Origin of the sequence: Dyella japonica A8 (assembly GCF_000725385.1) — a bacterium.
Taxonomy (GTDB): Bacteria; Pseudomonadota; Gammaproteobacteria; order Xanthomonadales; family Rhodanobacteraceae; genus Dyella; species Dyella japonica_C.
Window position 1 is genome coordinate 2,536,003 of sequence record NZ_CP008884.1, and the last position, 21,252, is coordinate 2,557,254.

At 66.1% G+C, this 21,252-nt stretch carries 21 protein-coding genes, 1 tRNA gene, 1 other RNA gene and 1 pseudogene; 18 read left to right on the plus strand and 6 right to left on the minus strand.

Going from position 1 to position 21,252, the window contains the following annotated elements; translation table 11 throughout:
- Positions 1 to 50: 50 nt before the first annotated feature.
- The 7 genes from HY57_RS10550 to lpxK all read left to right on the plus strand — a co-directional run bounded on the left by HY57_RS10550 (position 51) and on the right by lpxK (position 8,413).
- On the plus strand, positions 51 to 1,298 hold the full coding sequence (locus tag HY57_RS10550) for a lipoprotein-releasing ABC transporter permease subunit (RefSeq protein WP_019466026.1): 1,248 nt from the start codon (positions 51 to 53) through the stop codon (positions 1,296 to 1,298).
- Positions 1,291 to 2,001: a lipoprotein-releasing ABC transporter ATP-binding protein LolD gene (gene lolD / locus HY57_RS10555; RefSeq protein WP_026034057.1), complete on the plus strand. Its 711-nt coding sequence runs from the start codon at positions 1,291 to 1,293 to the stop codon at positions 1,999 to 2,001. Before HY57_RS10550 ends, lolD begins: the two co-directional genes overlap by 8 nt.
- Positions 2,002 to 2,112: 111 nt before the next feature.
- A complete protein-coding gene (locus HY57_RS10560) occupies positions 2,113 to 4,410 on the plus strand; it encodes a DNA internalization-related competence protein ComEC/Rec2 (RefSeq protein ID WP_019466028.1) in 2,298 nt (765 codons plus the stop codon).
- A 146-nt stretch (positions 4,411 to 4,556) separates the two neighbouring features.
- Complete coding sequence (locus HY57_RS10565) at positions 4,557 to 5,213, plus strand: MotA/TolQ/ExbB proton channel family protein (protein ID WP_019466029.1); 657 nt, start codon at positions 4,557 to 4,559, stop codon at positions 5,211 to 5,213.
- Positions 5,214 to 5,216: 3 nt separating this feature from the next.
- A complete protein-coding gene (locus tag HY57_RS10570) occupies positions 5,217 to 5,648 on the plus strand; it encodes an ExbD/TolR family protein (RefSeq protein WP_019466030.1) in 432 nt (143 codons plus the stop codon).
- A complete protein-coding gene (gene msbA / locus HY57_RS10575) occupies positions 5,645 to 7,423 on the plus strand; it encodes a lipid A export permease/ATP-binding protein MsbA (RefSeq protein ID WP_019466031.1) in 1,779 nt (592 codons plus the stop codon). Before HY57_RS10570 ends, msbA begins: the two co-directional genes overlap by 4 nt.
- A 9-nt stretch (positions 7,424 to 7,432) precedes the next feature.
- Positions 7,433 to 8,413, plus strand: a complete 981-nt coding sequence (gene lpxK, locus HY57_RS10580; RefSeq protein WP_019466032.1) for a tetraacyldisaccharide 4'-kinase — start codon at positions 7,433 to 7,435, stop codon at positions 8,411 to 8,413.
- A gap of 62 nt (positions 8,414 to 8,475) precedes the next feature.
- Here the strand turns inward: lpxK and HY57_RS10585 are convergent, their stop codons facing one another.
- Positions 8,476 to 8,958, minus strand: a complete 483-nt coding sequence (locus tag HY57_RS10585) for a glycine zipper 2TM domain-containing protein (protein WP_019466033.1) — start codon at positions 8,956 to 8,958, stop codon at positions 8,476 to 8,478.
- Positions 8,959 to 9,118: 160 nt separating this feature from the next.
- On the opposite strand from HY57_RS10585, the gene HY57_RS10590 reads away from it, so the two are divergent.
- A complete protein-coding gene (locus HY57_RS10590) occupies positions 9,119 to 9,517 on the plus strand; it encodes a DUF6165 family protein (protein WP_019466034.1) in 399 nt (132 codons plus the stop codon).
- A gap of 97 nt (positions 9,518 to 9,614) precedes the next feature.
- Here HY57_RS10590 and HY57_RS10595 read toward each other — a convergent pair whose 3' ends face one another.
- Positions 9,615 to 10,658: a glycosyltransferase family 9 protein gene (locus HY57_RS10595; protein ID WP_019466035.1), complete on the minus strand. Its 1,044-nt coding sequence runs from the start codon at positions 10,656 to 10,658 to the stop codon at positions 9,615 to 9,617.
- A 98-nt stretch (positions 10,659 to 10,756) separates the two neighbouring features.
- Between HY57_RS10595 and HY57_RS10600 the strand changes: the two genes are divergently transcribed.
- The 10 genes and pseudogenes from HY57_RS10600 (at position 10,757) to HY57_RS10640 (ending at position 16,608) form a co-directional block, all read left to right on the plus strand.
- Positions 10,757 to 11,488, plus strand: coding sequence for a 3-deoxy-D-manno-octulosonic acid kinase (locus tag HY57_RS10600; RefSeq protein ID WP_019466036.1), 732 nt, complete (start codon positions 10,757 to 10,759; stop codon positions 11,486 to 11,488).
- Complete coding sequence (locus tag HY57_RS10605; RefSeq protein WP_019466037.1) at positions 11,485 to 12,243, plus strand: MBL fold metallo-hydrolase; 759 nt, start codon at positions 11,485 to 11,487, stop codon at positions 12,241 to 12,243. Before HY57_RS10600 ends, HY57_RS10605 begins: the two co-directional genes overlap by 4 nt.
- 26 nt (positions 12,244 to 12,269) lie before the next feature.
- Positions 12,270 to 12,773 carry a DinB family protein gene (locus tag HY57_RS10610; protein WP_019466038.1) on the plus strand — a complete coding sequence of 168 codons (504 nt, stop codon included), beginning with the start codon at positions 12,270 to 12,272 and terminating at the stop codon, positions 12,771 to 12,773.
- Positions 12,774 to 12,873: 100 nt separating this feature from the next.
- Positions 12,874 to 12,966: transfer RNA gene (locus tag HY57_RS10615), tRNA-Ser, on the plus strand.
- 60 nt (positions 12,967 to 13,026) lie between these two features.
- Positions 13,027 to 13,123: signal recognition particle sRNA small type (gene ffs, locus HY57_RS21215), an RNA gene on the plus strand.
- Positions 13,124 to 13,223: 100 nt separating this feature from the next.
- Positions 13,224 to 14,758: pseudogene (gene dnaX, locus HY57_RS10620) on the plus strand (DNA polymerase III subunit gamma/tau).
- 20 nt (positions 14,759 to 14,778) lie between these two features.
- Positions 14,779 to 15,102, plus strand: a complete 324-nt coding sequence (locus HY57_RS10625; RefSeq protein WP_026033630.1) for a YbaB/EbfC family nucleoid-associated protein — start codon at positions 14,779 to 14,781, stop codon at positions 15,100 to 15,102.
- A 145-nt stretch (positions 15,103 to 15,247) separates the two neighbouring features.
- Positions 15,248 to 15,841: a recombination mediator RecR gene (gene recR / locus HY57_RS10630; RefSeq protein WP_019466229.1), complete on the plus strand. Its 594-nt coding sequence runs from the start codon at positions 15,248 to 15,250 to the stop codon at positions 15,839 to 15,841.
- A 4-nt stretch (positions 15,842 to 15,845) separates the two neighbouring features.
- A complete protein-coding gene (locus tag HY57_RS10635; protein WP_019466228.1) occupies positions 15,846 to 16,253 on the plus strand; it encodes a GNAT family N-acetyltransferase in 408 nt (135 codons plus the stop codon).
- A gap of 10 nt (positions 16,254 to 16,263) precedes the next feature.
- A complete protein-coding gene (locus tag HY57_RS10640) occupies positions 16,264 to 16,608 on the plus strand; it encodes a histidine triad nucleotide-binding protein (RefSeq protein ID WP_019466227.1) in 345 nt (114 codons plus the stop codon).
- 64 nt (positions 16,609 to 16,672) lie between these two features.
- On the opposite strand, the gene HY57_RS10645 is transcribed toward HY57_RS10640, so the two are convergent.
- From HY57_RS10645 to HY57_RS10660, 4 genes are read right to left on the minus strand one after another with little or no spacing between them, the layout of a single operon-like run.
- A complete protein-coding gene (locus HY57_RS10645) occupies positions 16,673 to 17,284 on the minus strand; it encodes a Slp family lipoprotein (RefSeq protein ID WP_026034096.1) in 612 nt (203 codons plus the stop codon).
- Positions 17,285 to 17,333: 49 nt separating this feature from the next.
- The gene (locus tag HY57_RS10650; protein ID WP_019466225.1) at positions 17,334 to 19,301 is read right to left on the minus strand and encodes a transglutaminase TgpA family protein; all 1,968 of its coding nucleotides are present in this window, start codon (positions 19,299 to 19,301) and stop codon (positions 17,334 to 17,336) included.
- Positions 19,301 to 20,257 carry a DUF58 domain-containing protein gene (locus tag HY57_RS10655; RefSeq protein WP_019466224.1) on the minus strand — a complete coding sequence of 319 codons (957 nt, stop codon included), beginning with the start codon at positions 20,255 to 20,257 and terminating at the stop codon, positions 19,301 to 19,303. The genes HY57_RS10650 and HY57_RS10655 overlap by 1 nt, the downstream gene beginning before the upstream one ends.
- Positions 20,257 to 21,198, minus strand: coding sequence for an AAA family ATPase (locus HY57_RS10660; protein ID WP_026034094.1), 942 nt, complete (start codon positions 21,196 to 21,198; stop codon positions 20,257 to 20,259). Before HY57_RS10660 ends, HY57_RS10655 begins: the two co-directional genes overlap by 1 nt.
- Positions 21,199 to 21,252 lie beyond the last annotated feature (54 nt).

A 21,252-nucleotide genomic window follows, 5' to 3' on the forward strand; every position in this document is an offset into this window, starting at 1 on the left:
CCCTGCCATTCGGGCGGCCAGCCCTTCGAACCCCACAAGCGACCGCCCTAATGTTCCGACCGCTAGAGCTTTTCATCGGCCTGCGTTACACCCGCGCCAAGCGTCGCAACCAGTTCATCTCCTTCATTTCCACCGTGTCCATCGTGTGTATCGCCATCAGCGTGACCGCGTTGATCACGGTGATGTCGGTGATGAACGGTTTCGATGACGAGCTTCGTTCGCGCATCCTGGGCGCGATCTCACATGCCACCGTGTCGGGCATGCCGGGGCAGGCGGTGGAGGAATGGCCCCGCGCGGTGAAGATCGCCGAGGCGAACAAACACGTGAAGGGCGCTGCGCCCTATGTGGAGTCGGAAGCCTTCTTCCAGGCCCGCCGCTCCACCGGCGGCCTGATCCGCGGCATCGAGCCGGCGGAAGAGCCCAAGGTGTCGGATATCGACCAGCACATGGTCGAGGGCAAGCTCGGCACGCTGGTTCCAGGCAGCTGGAACGTGGTGCTTGGCCGCGAGCTGGCGCTGCAGCTGGGTGTGTCGGTGGGCGACAAGGTCATCGTCGCGGTGCCTTCGTTCCAGTCCTCGCCGATTACCGGCAGCGTGCCCAGCCTGCGCACGTTTACGGTGTCGGGCGTGTTCGAGATGGGCATGCAGGAGTTCGACTCCGGCCTGGCCCTGGTCAACATGACCGATGCCGAGCGGCTCAATCGCCTTGGCGGCCCGACCGGCATCCGCCTGAAGCTGGACGACATGTTCAACGCACGCGAGGTGGCACGCGAGCTGGCCGACCAGCTGGGACAGGTCTACCGCGTGGATACCTGGATGGACAGCCACGCCAACTTCTTCTCCGCGATTTCCATGGAGAAGAAGGTGATGTTCATCATCCTCTCGCTGATCATCCTGGTCGCGGTGATCAACCTCATTTCCATGCTGATGATGCTGGTGACGGACAAGCAGGCGGACATCGCCATTCTGCGCACGCTGGGTTCCACGCCGCGCAGCATCATGGGCATGTTCATGGTGCAGGGCGTGCTGGTCGGTTTCGTCGGCATCGGTTTCGGCGTCACGCTGGGTTCGCTGCTTTCGTGGAAGCTGCCCGGTATCGTGAAATGGATCGAACACGTCACCGGTGTGACCTTCCTTTCGCCGGACGTCTATTACATCAGCGAGCTGCCGAGCAAACTCGATGCCGGCGACGTGGGTTGGGTGGCCCTGATCACCTTCCTGTTCTCGCTGCTGGCCACTCTTTATCCCGCCTGGCGTGCGTCGCGCACCCAGCCTGCGCAGGCGTTGCGTTATGAATAAGCCGATGAATACCAGCAACGGCGTGGTGATGCGCGCCAGCAACATTGCCAAGACGTACGAAGAGGGCGACCTCAAGACTGACGTGCTGTCCAGCGTGAGCTTCACGCTGAAGCGCAGCGAGACGCTGGCCATCGTGGGCGCGTCCGGCTCGGGCAAGAGCACGTTGCTGCACATCCTCGGCGGGCTGGATACGCTGACGCGCGGCGAGGTGGAAGTGGAGGGGCGCAACCTTTCCAGCCTTTCCGATGCCGAGCGTGGTCGCGTGCGCAACCGCTCGATGGGCTTCATCTACCAGTTCCATCACCTGCTGCCGGAATTCACCGCGCTGGAAAACGTGTGCATGCCGCTGCTGATCCGCGGCGTGTCCATCAGCGAGGCCGAGCGCCAGGCCGCCGAGTTGCTGGGGCGTGTAGGCCTGGCCAAGCGCCTGCATCACAAGCCGGCGGAGCTGTCCGGCGGCGAGCGTCAGCGCAGCGCGGTGGCCCGTGCCCTGGTGACGCGTCCGGCCGTGGTGCTGGGCGATGAGCCCACCGGTAACCTGGACGAGATCAACGCCGCGCAGGTCTACGACCTGATGCTGGAGCTGAATCGCGAGATCGGTACCAGCTTCATCCTCGTTACGCACGATCATCGCTTGGCGCAGCGCATGGATCGCACGCTGGAGCTGCACAACGGCGAGCTGGTCGAGAAGGTTTTCGCCTGATCCCGACGCCGCCTGAGGGCGGCGTCTTTCGTTGACGCCTACACGTTTTTCGGCGACGTCTCCTTCCAGCACTGACTACGCTGTTCCCTTTCACCAACGGGGGGACAACGGGTGGGCAAGGACGGTGCGCTGGTGCCTGCAGTGATGCTGCTGCTCGGCGTGCTGCTCGTGCAGTGGTGGGTCGCGCTTCCCGGGGCATGGTTCTGTGGAGCATGTGCTCTCGTTGCACTGGCGTTGTCGCGCTGCGGTCCGTATGGCAGGGCGCTGGCATGGGGGCTGTTGGGTGTCGCCTGGGCGTGCTGGCGCGGCGGTGCAGCCATGGACGCGCGCTTGCCGCGTGAGTTGGAAGGGCAGGATGTTCGCGTCGTCGGACGCGTGGTCGATCTGCCTCTGGCGCGCAGTGACGCCACCGGCTTCCTGCTGGACGTGGAAGAGGCTTTCTTCGGCGTGAAGCCGGTGCCCTTGCGCGGGCGCGTGCGGGTGAACTGGTACAACGGCGCTCCCGACATTCGGCCGTGCAGTCGCTGGCAGTTGATCCTGCGACTCAAGCGCCCGCGTGGGATGCTCAACCCGGGCGGCTCGGACAGTGAGCGCAGTGCGCTTGAGCGTGGCATCGCCGCGGTGGGGTATGTGCGCAGCGGAGCGGACGGCGCGTTGTCTGGCGATCCCGGCTTTTGCATCAATGGCATTCGCCAGGCCATCAGCCGCGGCATTGCCGCGCGTGTGGCCGATCCACACGATGCGGCCTTGCTGCAGGCCTTTTCGGTAGGCGACATCCGTGGCCTCAGTCAGCACGACTGGGAAGTGGCGCGCGCCAACGGCATTCCCCATCTGATCTCCATCTCCGGCTTTCACGTCGGCGTAGCGGCGTTGTTCGGCGTGTGGCTCGCGCGCCTGGCGTACCTGTTGTTGCCACGGTTGGGATGGCACTTGCCGCGTTCTCAGGCGCAATCGGCCATGGCCATGTTGGCTGCGGGCGTGTACGGCGCACTGGCCGGGTTCGGGCTGCCGACGGTGCGAACGCTGCTGATGATCGGCGTGGTGGCGCTCGCGCGCTGTTCGCGGCGTCACCCGACCGGGCCGCAGACACTGGCCCTTGCACTGGTTGCCGTGCTGCTGTTCGATCCGCTGTCGGTGTTGTCGGCGGGGTTCTGGCTATCCTTCATCGGCGTGGCGTTCCTGATGGCCTGCATGACAACGCAGGGCAGGGGGCTGCGTGGCTTCCTGCACGAACTGTCCGCGGGCCAGCTGGTGATGACGTTGTCGCTGCTGCCGCTCACGATGTGGTTCTTCGGTGAATCCTCGCTGGTGGGCGCCTTGTCCAATCTGATCGCGGTGCCGTTCGTCAGCTTCGTCATCGTGCCGGTGACCCTGGTCGGCATGATCCTGCTGGGGCTGTGTCCGCCGCTGGCGCAACCGGTGTTCTGGTGTGCCGCGTGGCTGGCCCATGCGCAATGGTGGCTGCTCGAACAGATGGCGACGTGGCCCGGCGCGCATTGGTACCTCCCCGAAGTCAGCGGCTGGGCCCTGCTGCTCGCCACACTGGGCGCGCTCTGGGCATTCATGCCTCGTGGCGTGCCGATGCGCTGGCTGAGCTGCCTGTTGTTCCTGCCGCTGGTGTGGCCCAGGCAGGAGTTGCCGGCGCCGGGTGGATTCCAGCTGTGGACGCTGGACGTCGGACAGGGCCTGGCCATGCTGGTTCGCACCCGGCATCACGCGCTGGTCTACGACGCGGGCGCGCGTTATCCCTCGGAATTCGATCTGGGCGAGGCTGCCGTGATTCCATCGCTGCACGCGCTCGGCATCGGACGCGTGGACCTGCTCGTGGCCAGCCATGCCGACAACGATCACGCGGGTGGTGTGCCAGCCGTGGCCGCCGCCTTTCCGGAAGCGGAGCGGATCTCCGGCGAGCCTGAGCGGCTGCCCATCGACATGGCTTCCTGCGAGCCTGGCAAGGCCTGGCATTGGGACGGCGTCACCGTTAGCGTGCTGCCCTCCGGCGTCGCTGGCGCGCCTGCCAACGACCGGTCATGCGTGCTGCTGGTGGAGGGGACGGGTGGCCGGGCGCTGCTGACGGCAGACATCACCTCGGCGATCGAGCCCGTGGTGGCGAAGGCGCTGCCGCCGGGGCCGCCACTGGTGCTGTCGGTGCCGCATCATGGCAGCCGGACCTCCTCCAGTCCTGCATTCATCGAATCGACATCGCCGGTGCTTGCCCTGGTCTCAGCCGGGTGGCGCAGCCGCTTTCGTCACCCCAATGCCGCCGTCATGCAGCGCTACGACGCGGCGGGCGTGCCCTGGCTGAATACGGCGACATCCGGCGCCATTCAGGTGGATGTCCCTGCCGATCGGCCCCCGTACGTCGCCGAAACCTGGCGCCAGCGCCAAGCCCGCTACTGGCGGGAATGACATCCAGGGGGGGGCGCCCGTGCTTGCCGAAGGCCATCCGTGACCCCATTCACACGACTTTCGCAACTGCCACCCGCGCCGCGGAACGGCTGGGCGAGACTGTTATGATGCGTGCTTCCTGACTATCTGAGCGGCCCGGAGTCGTTGTGCTGGAAATCCTGATGGCTGGTGGCTGGGCGATGCTGCCCATCCTGATCTGTTCGGCGGTTGCATTGGCGATCGTGCTGGAGCGTTGCTGGACCCTGCGTCGCAAATCGGTGCTGCCGCCCGGCCTGGGCGAGGAAGTGCGCAACTGGGCCCGCTCGGGCCAGCTCGATCCGGCTCACCTCACGACGCTGGCGAACGGCTCGCCGCTGGGTGAGCTGCTGGCTTCGGCGCTGGCCGTGCGCAACCGTCCGCGCGAACTCATCAAGGAGCGCATCGAGGACACTGGCCGCCATGTCGTCCATCGCATGGAGCGCTATCTCAACACGCTCGGCACCATCGCCCTGATCGGCCCGCTGCTCGGTCTGCTGGGCACAGTGATCGGCCTGATCCGCATGTTCATGGAAGTGATGCGCGGCGGCGTGGGCGACCCCATGAAGATGGCCGGTGGCATCGGCGAAGCGCTCATCTGCACGGCCACGGGCCTGATCGTGGCGATTCCGGCTTACGTGCTGCACCGTTATTTCCGTTCCAAGGTGGCCGGCTACTGCGTGGAAATGGAAAAGCAGGCGACCGGGCTGCTCGATGAGCTGACCATGGACCAGCTGGCGCGCGTCCGTCCGTCGCGTGTCGCTTCGACCGAGTCGAGCGCGAGCTGACGCATGCGTATCGGCAACGACCGTCGGCAAGACGATTTCGAGATCAACGTGATCTCGCTGATCGACGTGCTGCTTACCCTGCTGATGTTCTTCGTGCTCACCACCACCTTCATCCAGCATTCGCGGATGCAGGTGACGCTGCCCAAGGCCAGCGCGGAAGAACGCGACATGCAGGCGCCCGCGCTTACCGTCGTGGTGGATCGCGACGGCCATTTCTTCGTGGGCAGCGATGAAGTCCATGGCGAAGGCGTGGAGCCGCTCAAGCAGGCCATCGCCAACGTCGCCGGCGAGGATCGCGAGCGTCAGGTCACCATCCGCGCGGATGCGATGACGCCGCACCAGAACGTGGTCACCGCCATGGATGCGCTGGGCCAGCTGGGCTTCACCAAGCTTTCCATCGCCACCACGCCGACCCAGTCGGGCACGGGTCCATGAGCGAGGGCAAGAAGAAAGTCGCCCTGTGGGACGCACATAGCCGGCAGATCTACAAGCGCTTGCTCGGCTACTCCGGCCGGTACTGGCCGGTGATACTGATTGCCGCCATCGGTTTCGCCGTGGACGGCGGTGCGCTGGCCGTCTTCACCAGCGCGTTGCGGCCGATCATGGACACGCTGCTGCAGCAGAAGGATCCGTACCTCATCCGCTGGATGCCGTGGTGGATCATCGCCATTTTCGCGGTGCGCGGCGTTGCCATCCTGATCAGCAACTACGGCATGGGTTACGTGGCGCGCAACGTGGTGCAATCCATGCAGCGCGATGTGTTCGCCGCCTACCTGCGCCTGCCGGCATCGTTCTTCGGCAGCGAACACTCGGGCCACCAGGTCTCGCGCATCACCTATACCAGCGAGCAGGTCGCTAGCGCGTCCACTGATGCGTTGAAGGTGGCGGTGACGGAGAGCATCACCGTCATCAGCATGATCGTGGTCATGCTGCGCAACAGCGTATACCTCACGACGGCCTTGCTGATCCTGGTACCTGCCATCGTGCTCATCGCCTCGGCGGTGAGTCGTCGCTACCGCATGGTCAGCAGGCGCATCCAGGGCATGATGGGTTCGGTCACCGGCACGGTGGACGAGATGATCAGGGCCCATCGCGAAGTCCGCATCTATGGCGGGCAGAAGCAGGCCGACGACCGCTTCAAGCAGGTATCCGATCGCGCGCGCTATCTGAACATGAAGATCATCGCCACCAGCGCCATCTCCGGCTCGTCCATCCAGACGGTAGCTTCGCTGGCGCTCGCGGGCATGGTGTTCCTGGCGTCGCGGCCGGCACAGATCGACCATATTTCGCCGGGTGTGTTCATCGCCGTGCTGACCGCCATGGGCGGCATGCTGTCGTCGCTGAAGCGCCTTACCAATGTGCAGTCCAATATGCAGACGGGCATCGCGGCAGCCGAGAATCTTTTCTCGCTGATGGACCTGCCGCCGGAAGTGGATCGCGGCACCAAGCTGCTCGAGCGCACCAAGGGCGACCTGCGTTTCGACGACGTGAGGCTGGTTTATCCCCTCGGCGATTTCGAAGCCTTGTCCGGTGTGGATCTGTATTGCGCACCCGGTACGGTGACGGCGCTGGTGGGACGCTCGGGCAGCGGCAAGAGCAGCCTGGTCAGCCTGTTGCCCCGTTTCAACGAGCCGAGCAGCGGGCGCATCCTGCTCGACGGTGAGAACTACGAGAACTACACGCTGGACTCGCTGCGCCACCAGATTGCCTGGGTGGGCCAGAACGTCGTGCTGTTCGATGGCACGGTGGCGGAGAACATCGCCTATGGCGAGCTGGCCGGCGCCAGTGAGCAGGAAATCATCGCCGCGGCCGAGGCAGCCCATGCGATGGAGTTCATCGCGGGAATGCCCGAGGGCATCCATAGTCCGATCGGCGAGGGCGGCAACCGTCTTTCCGGTGGTCAGCGGCAGCGCATAGCCATTGCGCGTGCCATTCTCAAGAACGCGCCAATCCTGGTGCTGGACGAGGCAACGAGCGCACTCGATACCGAGTCCGAGCGACTGATCCAGCAGGCGCTCCAGGGCCTGATGCGCGACCGCACGACGCTGGTGATCGCCCACCGTCTTTCCACCATCGAGCACGCTGACCAGATCGCGGTGATGGACCGTGGCCACATCGTTGAGCGTGGCACGCATGCGGAACTGTTGGCTCAAGACGGGCAGTACGCGGCCTTGCACCGCATGCAGTTCCACAGCCAGCCTGGTGACTGAGGCCGTCGCATGACGCTTGCCGAACGGCTCGAGTCGGCTTGGTATGGCACGGCCCGAGCGCCGTGGTGGACCACGCCGCTGTCGTGGCTCTACGGCGCGCTGACGGCATTGCGGCGCGGCCTCTATCGCATCGGCGTGCTGCGCCAAGTGCGCCTGCCGGTGCCGGTGATCGTCATTGGCAACCTGAGCGTCGGCGGCACCGGCAAGACCCCACTGACCATTGCTCTGGCCGAGGCGCTGCGCCAGCGCGGTTACACGCCGGGTGTGGTCAGTCGCGGCTACGGTGGCACGCAGAAAGAGCCGCTGCTGCTGGGCGACGTACCGGACCCGTCCCGGGTGGGCGACGAACCCTGCCTGATCCGGGCCAGTGGCACGCCGGTAGCGATCGGGCGTGACCGGCCAGCCGCGGCCTGGCTGCTGCTGGCGGCTGGCTGTGACCTGGTCATCGCCGACGATGGCCTGCAGCACTATGCGCTGGCCCGTGATCTGGAAGTGTGCGTCATCGATGGCGTCCGGCGTTTCGGCAACGGACGCCTGCTTCCGGCCGGTCCGCTGCGCGAGCCGATGTCGCGCCTGGAGAGGGTGAGCTTTCGCGTCTGCAACGGTGGCGCCGTGGCGCCGGGTGACGTGCCCATGGAGCTTCGGGGCGGTACCGTGCGGGCCCTGCTCGACGACCACATTCAGCCGTTGGCGGATTTCACCGGGCAGACCGTCCACGCCGTGGCCGCCATCGGGCACCCCGTGCGCTTCTTTGCCAGCCTGCGCTCCCAGGGGGTGCAGGTGATCGAGCACCCGTTCCCCGACCATCACGCATTCGTGGCGGGTGACCTCTCGTTCGGCGACAGCCAGCCCGTGCTGATGACCGAGAAGGATGCCGTGAAGTGCCGCGCTTTCGCCCAGCCCCATTGGTGGTCGGTGCCGGTGAGGGCAGTGCTGCCGCCCGCCTTTTTCGACGATGTCGAGGCGCGCCTGCGCCGATCCGGGCACTGACTCCCGACAAAAAAAAGCCGACCCGTGAGGGTCGGCTTTTTCATGGGCCAAGGGTTCGCCGCTTACTGGATGCGGGCGATGTTGCCCTGCTGATCGATCTGCACCATGTCGCCCACGCGGATGGCGCTGGCGTCGGGCACGGTGATGTTGCTGTAGCCGCCATTACCCATGCGGATGCGCAAGGTGTAGCTGGCGTTCGGCTTGCCACTGTTGGCGCCGATGCGATTGCCCGCATAGCCGCCGCCGACCGCGCCGGCCACGGTGGCGAGGGTGTTGCCCTTGCCCTTGCCGACCTGGTTGCCCAGCACGCCGCCGGCGATGCCGCCGATGATGGTGCCGGCCATGCTGTGATCATTACCCTGGGTGATGTTCTGGTCGATGGATTCCACCGTGCCGCACTGGTCGCAGCGGAGGTAGATGCCGTCGTTGCGGACCAGCACGCCGTTGCGCGGCGCCGACTGCGACTGCGACTGAGCGCTGGCAGCGAACGGGCTGATGGCCATCAGGGCTGCCAGGGACAACACGGCGATACGGGGGGTGAACATGGACTTTCTCTCCATTGGGAAGGTGTTGCGTGACCAGTCTATCCCGACATGCTGAATGATGGACTGAATGATTGGGCCGTAGCCCGTATGATGAGCACTTTCTCGCTCGGCCGTCGTGACCGGCACGTCACCGGACAACGTTCCTTTTTCTGGAGTTCCCATGAGCCTTATCCAAGTTCCGGTTTCCTACGGCGAGCTGATCGACAAGATCACCATCCTGGAGATCAAGTCCAGGCAGATCACCGACGCCGCCAAACTGGCCAACGTCCGCACCGAGCTGGACCTGCTCAATGCCACCTGGGCCGACCACACGGCATCGAAAACGGATATCGCCGCCGAGCGTGCGCGGCTGCTGGCGGTGAACGAAAGGCTGTGGGATATCGAGGACCGCATCCGCCTGAAGGAAAAGGCCCAGGCGTTCGACGCCGAGTTCATCGAGCTGGCGCGGTCGGTGTATTTCGAGAACGACGAGCGCGCCGCGGTGAAGCGCGAGATCAACGTCAAGCTGGGCTCGCAGCTGGTGGAAGAGAAGTCTTACCAGGATTACCGCGCGAAGTAACTGCGCGTGACCTTTGTGGGGGCACACTCTGTGTGCGACGGCTGTACGCCCCGGCGAGACAGTCGCGCACAGGGTGCGCTCCCACAGGTTTCGTTTTTCAGGCCAGGCCCAGGTGGCTGGCGCAGGCCTCGAAGCGTTCGACGACATCGTCGACGGTGATCAGGTCCATCACGCCCGGCTTTTCGATCTTGGCGCCCCAGGGGATCTCGCTGGCGGGCTTGCCGAGGAAGGCGAGCGCGGCTTCGTCGTACTTGTCCACGCACCAGCGGCGATCGGAATAGGGGCCGGAGCGGTTCGGGTTGCTCGCGGCGTGCAATCCCAGCACCTTGCCGCCGACCGCATTGGCCATGTGCATCGGGCCGGAATCCGGGGTCAGCAGCATGGGGGCGCGCACCAGCAGGGCCATCATTTTCTTCAGGGTGTCCTTGCCGGTGAGGTCCAGGGGCCCATGCCGGCAGGCCGCCAGCACCGCATCGGCCATGCGGCGTTCGAAGGCCGACGGGCCGCCTGACAGCGCTACGCGCCAGCCGCGCGCGGCGGCATGGTCCATCACGGCGGCATAGCGTTCCGGCCGCCAGTTGCGCAGCGAGTGGCTGGAGGTGGGGCTGACCAGCAGGGTCGGCTGGTCGCCCGGCAGCTGTTCGGCGGCCCAGGCGTGGGCTTCCTCGGGAATCGGGATGTCCCAGCGCACCTGCGTCTGCTTCAGCCCCAGCGGTTCGCAGAAGCTGCCCATGGCGTCCAGCACGTGTTCGCCGGTGCGGGCGGGGATGCGTTCGTTGATCACCAGGCCGTGACCGTCCCTGGCACGGGCCTTGTCATAACCGACGCGTCGGCCGGCCTTGATGAACAGGCTGAGCAGGTTGGAGCGCAGCGCGACCTGCATCTGCAGCAAGGCATCGAAACGCTGGCCCTTCAATGCCTCGCCGACGGCGCGCATGCCGGCCAGCCCGGCGCCCTTGTCGAAGGTGACGAAGTGGACGCCCGGCAGGTCGCCGACGAGCTTCCTTTCCAGCTTGCCGACGATCCAGGTGAGCTCGGTCTGCGGCCACGCGGCCTGCAGCGTGCGCACCAGCGGCACGACGTGAGTGACGTCGCCGATGGCGGAAGTGCGCAGGATGCAGATCGAGGCGGGCGTGGACATGGATGGGCTGACCGATGGTGCGGGCGTGGCATGGAATCAGGGCAGCCCTCGGCTAGAATCACGGCACTTGGGCCTCAGGGCGGGCGTCTGACGTACAGATGGCGATGCAGGAACGAATTCGCGAAGGCGCCACGGGTGCGATTCTGTTCGACGCCGAGGTGTCGCCACAAGTCGAGGACGATTGGTTCGAGCCTGAGGCCTGGCGCGAGCGGGGCGGCTTGCGCCAGCAGTCGGGCGGCCGTGGCGGCGTGGCCATCATCGACACGCCTGCCGGCGAATGCGTGCTGCGCCATTACCGGCGCGGGGGCATGGTGGCCAGGCTGATGGGCGACCGTTACCTGTGGAAGGGCGCCGACCTGACGCGCAGCTTCAAGGAATTCCGCCTGCTCGGGCGCATCGCTGCGCTGGGCTTGCCAGGCGCGCCGCCCGTGGCCTGCCGGTACCGCCGGCATGGCATGTTCTATACCGCCGACCTGATCACCCGTCGCATCGCCAACGCGCAGACGCTGGCCGAATGCCTGGCCTCGGGACGGCTGGACGGCGAGATGGCCGAACTGGTGGGCGCGCTGGTGGCGCGTTTCCACCGGGCGGGGATCTGGCATGCCGACCTCAACGCCCACAACATCCTGGTCACGGACGACGAGCTCTACCTGATCGATTTCGACCGTGGCCGCCAACGCGAGCCGGCGGACAGCTGGCAACAGGCGAACCTGCTGCGGCTGCGGCGGTCACTAGTCAAGCTTGGGGCCGCGGCACAAGGCGAGCCGGCTTTCGAGGAAACGTTGTGGAAGCCCCTGGTTTACCGCTATGAGCGCACACTGAGAGCATGAACTGGTCTTTGCATTTCCTGGGTGTCGGTGCGGCGCATGCCGTGGAGCTGGGCTCATCCGCCGTGGTGCTCGAGCACGATGGCAAGCCGATGCTGCTGATCGACTGCGGTCCCGACACGCTGGATCGCTACCTGGCCGCTTACGGCGAGCCGCCCCGCGCGATGTACATCACGCACACACACATGGACCACATCGGCGGCATGGAGCGCTTGTTCTTCCGCCTGTGGTTCGACGAGGCATGGCGGGGACGCACCAAGGTGTTCGTCCATGCCGGGCTGATGCCGTGGCTGCAGGCGCGCGTGGCGGATTATCCGAACGTGCTGGCCGAGGGCGGCGTCAATTTCTGGGAGGCCTTCCGGCTGGTCACCTGCACGCGCGGATTCTGGCTGGATGGACTGTGGTTCGACGTGTTTGGCACGCGCCATCACATGGCCGGGACGTCCTACGGCGTGGCGCTGGCAGGCAGCTTCGCCTACACCGGCGATACGCGCCCGATTCCCGAAGTGCTCGCCCGGGTGGCGGGCGGTGACGAGTTGATCGCCCACGACTGCGGCCTGGTCGGCAATCCCTCCCATACCGGCATCGACGACATCGAGCGCGAGTATCCGGAAAGCTGGCGCCCGCGACTGCGGCTCTATCACTACGGCAGCGAGGCGGATGGTCAGGTGCTGGCCTCGCGCGGTTACGTCGTCGCGCGCACGGGCGGGCGCCTGGCGTTGCCGGCGCCGGCACCTTCGCGCCCTGACGCCGGCTGAGTGGCCTGACAGGAGTCCCGATCACCATGGGTTCGCATCACCTTCGCAAACTGCTGCACTACCGCGCCTGGGCCGACCAGTTGACCTACGACGCTGTCGCCGCCCTGCCGCAAGGCGCTGCGACGGCGCCACGCGCGACCATCTTCGGCAATATGCTGCGCACGCTCAGCCATAGCTGGGTCGTCGACGATATTTTCCGGGCGCATCTGCAAGGACGCCCCCACGGTTACACCAGTCGCAACACGCCCGAGCCGCTCCCGCTGGATGAGCTGTGGGCGCGGCAGCAGGCCATGAATGCGTGGTACTTGGAGTACGGCTCGTCACTCACGCCGGAGCAGGCCTCGGAAATCGTCGCGTTCCAGTTCATCGGTGGTGGGGAAGGGCGGATGACCCGCGAGGAGATCATCCTCCACGTGGTCAACCATGCCACTTACCACCGGGGTTTCGTGGCGGACATGTTCTACCAGGTGCCGGCCAAGCCGCCGGCCACCGACCTGCCGGTGTTCCTGCGGGACGTGCCGCAGGGGTGAGCGAGACCGCCTGGCGCTATCTTGTGTGAACGGGCCGGGCCGGCTATCCTTTCGCCTCTTTGCCGGGACGTGAGTCCCTGGCGAGCGGTTTCACCATTGCGGAGAGGTGTCCGAGTGGTTGAAGGAGCACGCCTGGAAAGTGTGTATACGGCTTATCCCCGTATCGCGGGTTCGAATCCCGCCCTCTCCGCCAGTGAGTGAAACCGAGCGACGGCCCAGAGTCGACGCACAAAGCACGTCTCTATGGTGGCCCTGTCGGTCCCCCCGCGACGATAGTTCGTAAACCCCGCCAGGCCCGGAAGGGAGCAACGGTAGCGAATGATTCGGGTGCCGGGGTGTGGCTGGCAGGGCCGCCGCCTTTTCGGCCCCCGGATCTGCCCGTGTCGCAGGCGTTACTGACTTGCCACGGTCGACTTGGCACAATCGGTGTTCGCCCCAAGGTATCCAGGCATGTCTTATCAGGTACTCGCGCGCAAATGGCGCCCTCGCAAGTTCGCTGAACTCGTCGGGCAGGAGCACGTCGTGCGCGCGCTCACCAATGCGCTCGACACCGGCCGCATGCACCACGCCTACCTGTTCACCGGTACGCGCGGCGTGGGCAAGACCACTATCGCGCGCATCTTCGCCAAGTCGCTGAACTGCGAGCGTGGCGAATCGGCCGATCCCTGTGGCGAGTGCGCCGTCTGCACGGCCGTCGATGCGGGTCGCTTCGTCGACCTGCTGGAAATCGACGCGGCCAGCAACACCGGCGTGGACGACGTGCGCGAGGTCATCGAGAACGCGCAGTACGCCCCCGCCCGCGGTCGCTTCAAGGTGTACCTGGTCGACGAGGTGCACATGCTCTCCAAGCCGGCCTTCAACGCGTTGCTCAAGACGCTGGAAGAGCCGCCGCCGCATGTGAAATTCCTGCTCGCCACCACTGACCCGCAGAAGCTGCCGGTCACCGTGCTGTCGCGCTGCCTGAAGTTCAATCTGAAGCGCTTGTTGCCAGAGCAGATCTCGGGGCAGATGCGCCACATCCTGGGCGCGGAAAATATTCCCTACGAAGACGCCGCCATCGCCGAGTTGGCGCGTGGCGCGGATGGTTCGTTGCGCGACGGTCTGTCGTTGCTCGACCAGGCCATCGCCTACGGTGGCGGTACGCTGAAGGTGGACGAAGTGCGCGCGATGCTCGGCAGCGTCGCGCGCGGCCAGGTGCTGGGCCTGCTGCAGGCCCTGGTCGAAGGCAGTGGCGAATCGCTGATGGCCGAATGCACGCGCATCGCCTCGTTCTCGCCGGATTTCGGCGGTGTGCTGGACGACCTGGCCAGCGTCCTCCATCGCATCCAGCTGATCCAGCTGGTGCCGGGTTATCGCCCGGAAGAGCATGGCAGTGACGACAGTGCCTTGGTTGACCTGGCCCAGCAGTTGGCGCCGGAAGACGTGCAGCTGTACTACCAGATCGCCACCACGGGACGCCGCGATCTATCGCTTGCCCCCGATGCCCGCACCGGTTTCGAGATGGCCATGCTGCGCATGCTGGCGTTTCGGCACCTGCGCCGGCCGCGCCGCCTGTCGCGGCAGCGCCTGCACGCGCACCGGTGCCGGTCGATGCGAATGGCTTGCCGCACTGGGACACCCTGATCGAGCAGGCGAACCTGCGCGGCCCGCTGGGGCAACTGGCACAGAACGCCGCCTTGCGCGGGCGTGAGGGCCAGACGCTGGTGCTGGCCCTGCAGCCCATGCACATGCACCTGGCGGTCGAGCCCATGACCGGCCAGATGGAAGATCGCGTCAGCCAGGCGCTGGGCGAGCGCGTGAAGCTGCGCTTCGTCGAGGAGCACGGCGCGGCAAGCGAGACCCCGGCGGCACGTGCCGCCAACGCACGCGAAGTGGCCCAATCGGCTGCCGAGCAAGCCATCGAGGAAGACCCGCTGGTGCAGGCACTCAAGCGCGACTTCGGTGCGCGTGTGGTGCCCCAGTCGGTCAAACCGTTTGAAAACTGAGACAGATAGCGGAGTTACCCATGAGAGGACAGATCGGTCAGCTGATGCAGCAGGCCCAGCGCATGCAGGAAGAAATGAAGCGTGCGCAGGAAGAGATCGCCAAGCTCGAAGTCACCGGCAGCGCGGGCGGCGGCCTGGTCACCGTGGTGATGACGGGTGCGCACGAAGTGCGTCGCGTGCAGATCGACCGCAAGCTGTTCGCCGATGATCCGGAGATGGCCGAGGACCTGGTTGCGGCGGCCGTCAACGACGCGGTGAACAAGGTGGCGGATGTCAGCAAGAACAAGCTCGGTGGCGTGACCTCCGGCCTGAACCTGCCTCCTGGCTTCAAGATGCCGTTCTGACGCTGTCCTGTGGGAGCGCACCCTGTGCGCGACCGCGGAGGCATGTTGTTTTCTCTGTCAGCGGTTTTCGCCACATAGCGGCCCTTGCATCGCTGCTTCGCAGGTTGTCGCGCACAGGGTGCGCTCCCACAGTGATACCGGTTTCATGAGCAAGCTCCTCACCGATCTCATCGAAGCACTCCGCTGCCTTCCCGGCGTGGGCGGCAAGAGCGCGCAGCGCATGGCGTTCCATCTGCTGGAGCGCGACCGCGAGCGCGGACAACGGCTGGCGCAGGTGATGGCGCAGGCCATGCGCGAGATCGGCAACTGCTCGCGTTGCCGCAATTTCAGCGAAACGCCGGTGTGCACGTTGTGCGCCAGCAGCAGCCGTGATCGCCACGTACTGTGCGTGGTGGAATCGCCGACGGAGCTGGCCGCCATCGAGCAGGCCACCGGGTATCGCGGGCAGTACTTCGTGCTGCTGGGGCGCCTGTCGCCGCTGGATGGCCTGGGCCCCGAAGAGCTGGGCCTGGACCGGCTGGCCGAGCGGCTGGGCGAAGGCGAGATCGAGGAAATGATCATCGCCACCAACCCGACCGTGGAAGGTGAGGCGACCGCGCACTACCTGGCCCAGCTGGCCCGTGCTGCCAACGTACGTCCGACGCGGCTTGCGCATGGCGTGCCGCTGGGCGGCGAGCTCGAATACGTCGATCGCGGCACGCTGGCGCATGCGTTCGGCAGCCGCCAATCCGCGGATTGATGCGATGGAACCCACGCTCACCCGAGACATTCCCGGCAACGACGAATACCGCGCGCTGCGCACCGCGGCGGGCCTGAGCCTGATGACGGAAGAGGGCGCGGCACGGGGGCTTCCCGCCAGTTGGAGCTCGGTATGCGTGCGCCATGACGGTGAGTTGATCGGCATGGGGCGCATCGTGGGCGATGGCGGCCTGTTCCTGTTCGTGGTCGACATCGCGGTGACGCCCGCGTGGCAAGGCAAGGGGCTGGGCCGGCGCATCATGCAGGCCTTGATGGACGACGTGCATGCACGCGCACCGTTGCGCGCCATGGTCGGGCTCATCGCGGACGGCACGGCACACGAGCTCTACGCGAAATTCGGTTTCAAGCTGGTGGCGCCTGGCGCGCACGGTATGCTGCTGCGGTTGACCTAAGGAGTCGCACATGGCCGATACGATTTTCGACAAGATCATCCGCCGCGAAATTCCCGCCGACATCGTCTACGAAGACGATGACGTGCTGGCCTTCCGCGACCTCAATCCCCAGGCGCCGGTACACGTGCTGTTCGTGCCAAAGCAGTCCATTGCGACGCTGGACGGTGCCGTGGCCGCCGATGCCGAGTTGCTGGGCAAGCTGCTGCTGGCTGCGGCCGCTTATGCGCGGCGCGAGGGCCACGCCGACCAGGGCTATCGCACGGTGATCAACTGCAACGAATACGGTGGCCAGACCGTGTTCCACCTGCACCTGCATTTGCTGGCCGGTCGCCAGATGCATTGGCCGCCGGGCTGAGCCCGCGCGGCATGCGGCATGAAAAAACGCCGGCTTTCGCCGGCGTTTTTCTGTTGCATGGGGATCAATGGTGCGGCGGCGGGGGAACCGGGCGCGGCACCACGATCACGCGCGAGGGGTAGTAACCACCCCAACCCCAGCCACCCCACGGACCGCCCCAAGGGCCCCAGCCCGGACCCCAGTAGGGGCCCCAGTAAGGGTCGTACCAGCCCGGGCCGTAGTTCACGGCCACGCGCTTGGGCCACAGGTACACCACATTGGCTTCGACGCGCGGGTAGGCGTAGTTGTAGTCGCCGATCTTCTCCGACATCGAGCCCTGGATCACGCCCGTGACAGTGATGTCACGGCCGCGCGTGAACACTTCCGGATCGTAGAAGCCCGCGCGGCAGGCCACGAAGCGGCCCTGCGTTTCGCTGTCGCTGCTACCTTCCTTCGGGCGTGCCTGGTCATCCAGCGGACGCTGGAGCACGTAGAAGCAGGTTTCCTGCGGGCCCGGTTCGGTCTTGATGATCTGGCCGCCCCAGCGAACCTGTGCACCGCTTGCCCCGTTGCCTTCCTGTTGGGCGGAAACGGACGTGACCTGGGTGTACGTGCCCTGCAGCGGTTGCGGCACCGTTGCGCAGGCCGCCAGCGTGGCCACTGCGGTTGCGAGAATCAACGGCTTGTACATGGACATGACGCTTTTCTCCATCGTGTGGTGGATGCCGCGCATCCACGGTTCAATATCATTTGAACACGCGACGCGGCCGAAAGTCCCGCGCGGCCTGTCGAAAGTTCTTTAGCAGGTCCGCTGGCGGTTCCTCGTGCGCATAGCGCAGTTCTAGATACGTCCTCATCAAGTGTTCCAGCTCGTCGCGCTGACCGGGGAGCGTCCGCGCGGCGCGGCTGAAGTAATGCTGCGGTCCTTCGCTGGGTCGGCGGGCCACGCCCGCCGCAGCCAGTCGTTTTTCCAGCAACTGCATCGCTGCGCGCGCCTGGTCGGTTTCCGGGCGTTTCCATAGCGCCCATGACAGACCCAGGATCGCAAACAACGACCCGCCCACGCCAAGCAGCACCGCCAGCGTGCCCACGCTGGTGTCGTGCACGCCGAACGGCGTCAGCAGCCCATGCTGACGAAGCGTGTCAAAACCGATAACGCCTTGGTTCCACCACTGGTTGACGACGTCCCAGTGATTGCGCCATTCCAGCATCCATCGATTCGGTGCCCAGTCAGCGGTCGTGGCATTGGCTGCCGCGGAGCCCTGGTTCACCCGTTCCGGCCGGACCGCCGCCGTGGGATCGAAGCGAACCCAACCGCGCCCTGGTAGCCAGACTTCGCTCCATGCATGGGCATCGGACTGGCGTACCAGCAAGTAGTTCCCGAGGGTGTTCCAGTACCCGCCCTGGTAGCCGGTGACCACGCGCGCCGGAATGCCGGCGGCGCGCATCAGCACGGTGAACGACGATGCGTAGTGTTCGCAGAAACCCTCGTGCGTGCCGAACAGGAAGTCGTCGATGGCATTGCTGCCCAGTGGCGCCGGGCCCAGCGTGTAACTGAAGCCGCCGTTGTGGAACAGGTTCATCGCTGCCTGGATGATCGCCGCGTCGTTGGCGCCGTACTGCATGCGCCAGTGCTCGCCGAGTGCACGGGTGCGCGGGTCGAACCCGGGCGGCAAGCGCAGAGCGCGACGGCGATCGAGATCACCCAGTTGCGTCTGCAGGTGGTAGCTCAGCGCCGAGCCGAGCCGGTAGACGAGTGGATCGTTGACGGGCCGGTCCGCCCGCAACTCCCGGTCGCGGCCGAGCTGGGCGTTGGCAGGCGCCTCGATGGGAACGTCGAGTGCAGGCAATACGCGCTGGCCCGTCGCCTCGAGGCTGATCGTGTAGTGGGCGACCGGGCCATGCTCCGCCGGTGCCGGGCTGCTCTCAGGCGTCTTTTCGCGCCAGGTGCGGCCGTCGTAGTTCCACAGCACGAAGGCGCGGAAGTAGCGTTGTGCGTTGGGCGGCGGTGCGTCATCGAAGCTCACGCGCATGGCAGGGCGATCATCCAGCAGCACTTGCGAGAAGTCGCCGGGTGACATGTCCGAACTCAGGCCCGATTTCGATTGCGTGGGGTTGGGCGCACCCCACAAGGGTGAACTCAGGCGTGGCACGAACACGAAGGCGACCAGCGCCAGCGGCAGGGAGACGCCCAGCAGGCCCAGCGCGGGCAACAGCTCGCGCGGCAGCGTGGTCTGCGGGCGTGCGGGCTGCAACGCCCGCAGCGTGGCGATGGCAGGAAGAAGGCCGAGTGCCACAAACAGCGTGGCCAGCAAGCCCTGATCGAACAACAGGGCGGACATCAACGCAAAACAGGCGAATCCCACACCCACGCGGGCGTCGCGCGGCGCTTCTGTTTCCAGCAGCTTCAGTACCAGCAGGCCCGAAACCATGGCAGCACCCGGTTCGCGACCGAACAGGGTGTCGTAATGAAACACCACGGCGGCAGCCAGTAGCGCCACCAGTGGCAGCTTGAGGTAGGCGGGCGCACGACCCGTGCGTTGCCGGCGTTGCCACCAGCGCAGCCACAAGGTGCCGGCCGAGGCCACCGTGAGCCACCACGGCAGGTGAGGCGCATGCACACCCAGCACCACCGCGATGGTGAGGCACAAAAGGTCGAACGGACGCTGTTCCAGCGGCGGTTGTGGTTTCTGCCTGAACAGGCGCCAGCGCATCACGGCAGGCGCGCCAGCGCGCTCATGCAATGCGCGTAATGACTGCGGCCATGGCCCAGGCCGATGTCTTCATGGGGCAGCCACAAACTGGTGGGGCGCCCCACGGCTTCGGCCTCGCCAAGCCAGCGCGCCAGGCGGGCGATGCGCGCCTCGGGAACCAGTTGCGACAATTGCCGCCAGTCCAGTCGCCATTCTTCCTGCGCTTCGGGTTGTTCGAAGTCCTTCACCAGCAGCTGCTCATGGCGCGCGCTGTGTTTCCAGGCAATGTGGCGCTGCGGGTCGCCCATGCGGTAGGCGCGCAGCGCGGCGATGTCCTCGCCCTGGTGAAGCCGTTGTTTCTTGCCGTCATCGGAAGGCAACACGGGTGGTGGTCCACCGGTTTCCGGGCGCGGCCAGACCAGTACGGCCTGGTCCGGATGGATCCAGCTCCAGGCATGGAACAGCCCCAGCGGCCAGTTGCTCCACAGCTTGATGCGCGGCAAGGGTTGCCAGCCGCGTTGGGCGGTAGGCAGGCTCATCGCCACCACGGTTTCGCCAAGGGCCGCCACGGCGAAGGCTTCGGTCTGGCCATCCATTTCCATGTGGATGGATGCATGTGCGTGGTCGCCGCCCGCAAAAACGAATTGCACCGCCATCGGTTCGCCGGCAATGGCATGCCCGTGCCGCACGCCGGTCAGGCGCAGGCCGTTGAGGCTGCGGAACGCGACCAGCATGCTCGCCGAGGTGGTGGCGCCGAGCAGGCAGGTGAGCATCAGCGCTGCATTGTTGGAGTAGTTGAGCGCACCCACCAGCATGACCAGCAAGAGCAGGGTGAAGGCTGCGCCGAAACCGGTAGGCACGATGTAGATGCGCCGCCGGTGCAGCAGGATGGGAAGATCTTCCCGGCGCCGGTAGCGCGTGAGCGCGGGCAGGCGGCGTTCCGCCCAGAGCCGGAAGCGACGAATCGCTTCTTGCATCAACCCACCGCGACGTCGGCGAGCAGGCTGCGCGCGAGGCTGTCGCCGCTCGCGCCGCGCGTCGTCACCAGGCGATGCGCGGCCAAGGGCACGAACAGCGCCTGGATGTCCTCCGGCAATACATGCGAACGCCCGCTCAGTAGTGCCCACGCACGGGCGGCGCTGAGCAGGGCAAGGCCGGCACGCGGTGACAGGCCGACGCGCACGTCGGCGTGGCGGCGGCTTGCCGCCAACAGTGCCTGTAGATAGTCGAGCAGCGCGGAGCTGGCCGTGACCGACTGCACCTGGCGCGACAGTTCCGCCAGCGCGGCGGCATCCAGCTGCGGCGTGAGCTGGGCAAGCAGGTCGCGGCGGTTGCTGCCGGTCAGCAGCGCGCGCTCGGCGGCCGCATCGGGGTAGTCCAGCGAGACACGCAGCATGAAGCGGTCGAGTTGCGAATCAGGCAGGGGGAATGTGCCGGCAAGGTCGAGCGGGTTCTGCGTGGCGACGACGAAGAATGGCTGGGGCAGGGTGTGCGTCTGGCCGTCCACCGTGACCTGGCCTTCCGCCATGGATTCAAGCAGGGCGCTCTGGGTTTTCGGCGTGGCGCGATTGATTTCGTCCGCAAGCAGCAGGCCGGTGAAGATCGGGCCAGGGTGAAAGCGGAACTGCCCCGTTTCGCGCTCGTAGACGCTCACCCCGATGATGTCCGAAGGCAGCAGATCACTGGTGAACTGCACGCGCTGGAAATCCAGCGCGAAGGAGGCCGCCAGTGCATGGGCCAGCGTTGTCTTGCCCACGCCCGGCACGTCTTCAAGCAGAAGATGGCCGCCCGCCAGTAGACACGCAAAGGCCAGCTTGACCTGGCGCGGCTTGCCCAGCAGAACGCGATTGACCTGAGCCATGGCGGCCTCCAGGCGCGTGCGTAGCGATTCGTCGTGCAGCGGAGTGATGGCGGACATGGCGTTCTGGCAGCGGGGCGGGCGGTGCGCAGCGGAGCGCATGCGCAACGGCCG

Coding starts and splice junctions, on each gene's coding strand:
- HY57_RS10550 (WP_019466026.1), top strand. CDS start 51: ATGTTCCGACCGCTAGAGCTTTTCATCGGCCTGCGTTACACCCGCGCC.
- lolD (WP_026034057.1), top strand. CDS start 1,291: ATGAATAAGCCGATGAATACCAGCAACGGCGTGGTGATGCGCGCCAGC.
- HY57_RS10570 (WP_019466030.1), top strand. CDS start 5,217: ATGCGTATCGGCAACGACCGTCGGCAAGACGATTTCGAGATCAACGTG.
- msbA (WP_019466031.1), top strand. CDS start 5,645: ATGAGCGAGGGCAAGAAGAAAGTCGCCCTGTGGGACGCACATAGCCGG.
- lpxK (WP_019466032.1), top strand. CDS start 7,433: ATGACGCTTGCCGAACGGCTCGAGTCGGCTTGGTATGGCACGGCCCGA.
- HY57_RS10585 (WP_019466033.1), bottom strand. CDS start 8,958: ATGTTCACCCCCCGTATCGCCGTGTTGTCCCTGGCAGCCCTGATGGCC.
- HY57_RS10590 (WP_019466034.1), top strand. CDS start 9,119: ATGAGCCTTATCCAAGTTCCGGTTTCCTACGGCGAGCTGATCGACAAG.
- HY57_RS10595 (WP_019466035.1), bottom strand. CDS start 10,658: ATGTCCACGCCCGCCTCGATCTGCATCCTGCGCACTTCCGCCATCGGC.
- HY57_RS10600 (WP_019466036.1), top strand. CDS start 10,757: ATGGCGATGCAGGAACGAATTCGCGAAGGCGCCACGGGTGCGATTCTG.
- HY57_RS10605 (WP_019466037.1), top strand. CDS start 11,485: ATGAACTGGTCTTTGCATTTCCTGGGTGTCGGTGCGGCGCATGCCGTG.
- HY57_RS10610 (WP_019466038.1), top strand. CDS start 12,270: ATGGGTTCGCATCACCTTCGCAAACTGCTGCACTACCGCGCCTGGGCC.
- HY57_RS10625 (WP_026033630.1), top strand. CDS start 14,779: ATGAGAGGACAGATCGGTCAGCTGATGCAGCAGGCCCAGCGCATGCAG.
- recR (WP_019466229.1), top strand. CDS start 15,248: ATGAGCAAGCTCCTCACCGATCTCATCGAAGCACTCCGCTGCCTTCCC.
- HY57_RS10635 (WP_019466228.1), top strand. CDS start 15,846: ATGGAACCCACGCTCACCCGAGACATTCCCGGCAACGACGAATACCGC.
- HY57_RS10640 (WP_019466227.1), top strand. CDS start 16,264: ATGGCCGATACGATTTTCGACAAGATCATCCGCCGCGAAATTCCCGCC.
- HY57_RS10645 (WP_026034096.1), bottom strand. CDS start 17,284: ATGTCCATGTACAAGCCGTTGATTCTCGCAACCGCAGTGGCCACGCTG.
- HY57_RS10650 (WP_019466225.1), bottom strand. CDS start 19,301: ATGCGCTGGCGCCTGTTCAGGCAGAAACCACAACCGCCGCTGGAACAG.
- HY57_RS10655 (WP_019466224.1), bottom strand. CDS start 20,257: ATGCAAGAAGCGATTCGTCGCTTCCGGCTCTGGGCGGAACGCCGCCTG.
- HY57_RS10660 (WP_026034094.1), bottom strand. CDS start 21,198: ATGTCCGCCATCACTCCGCTGCACGACGAATCGCTACGCACGCGCCTG.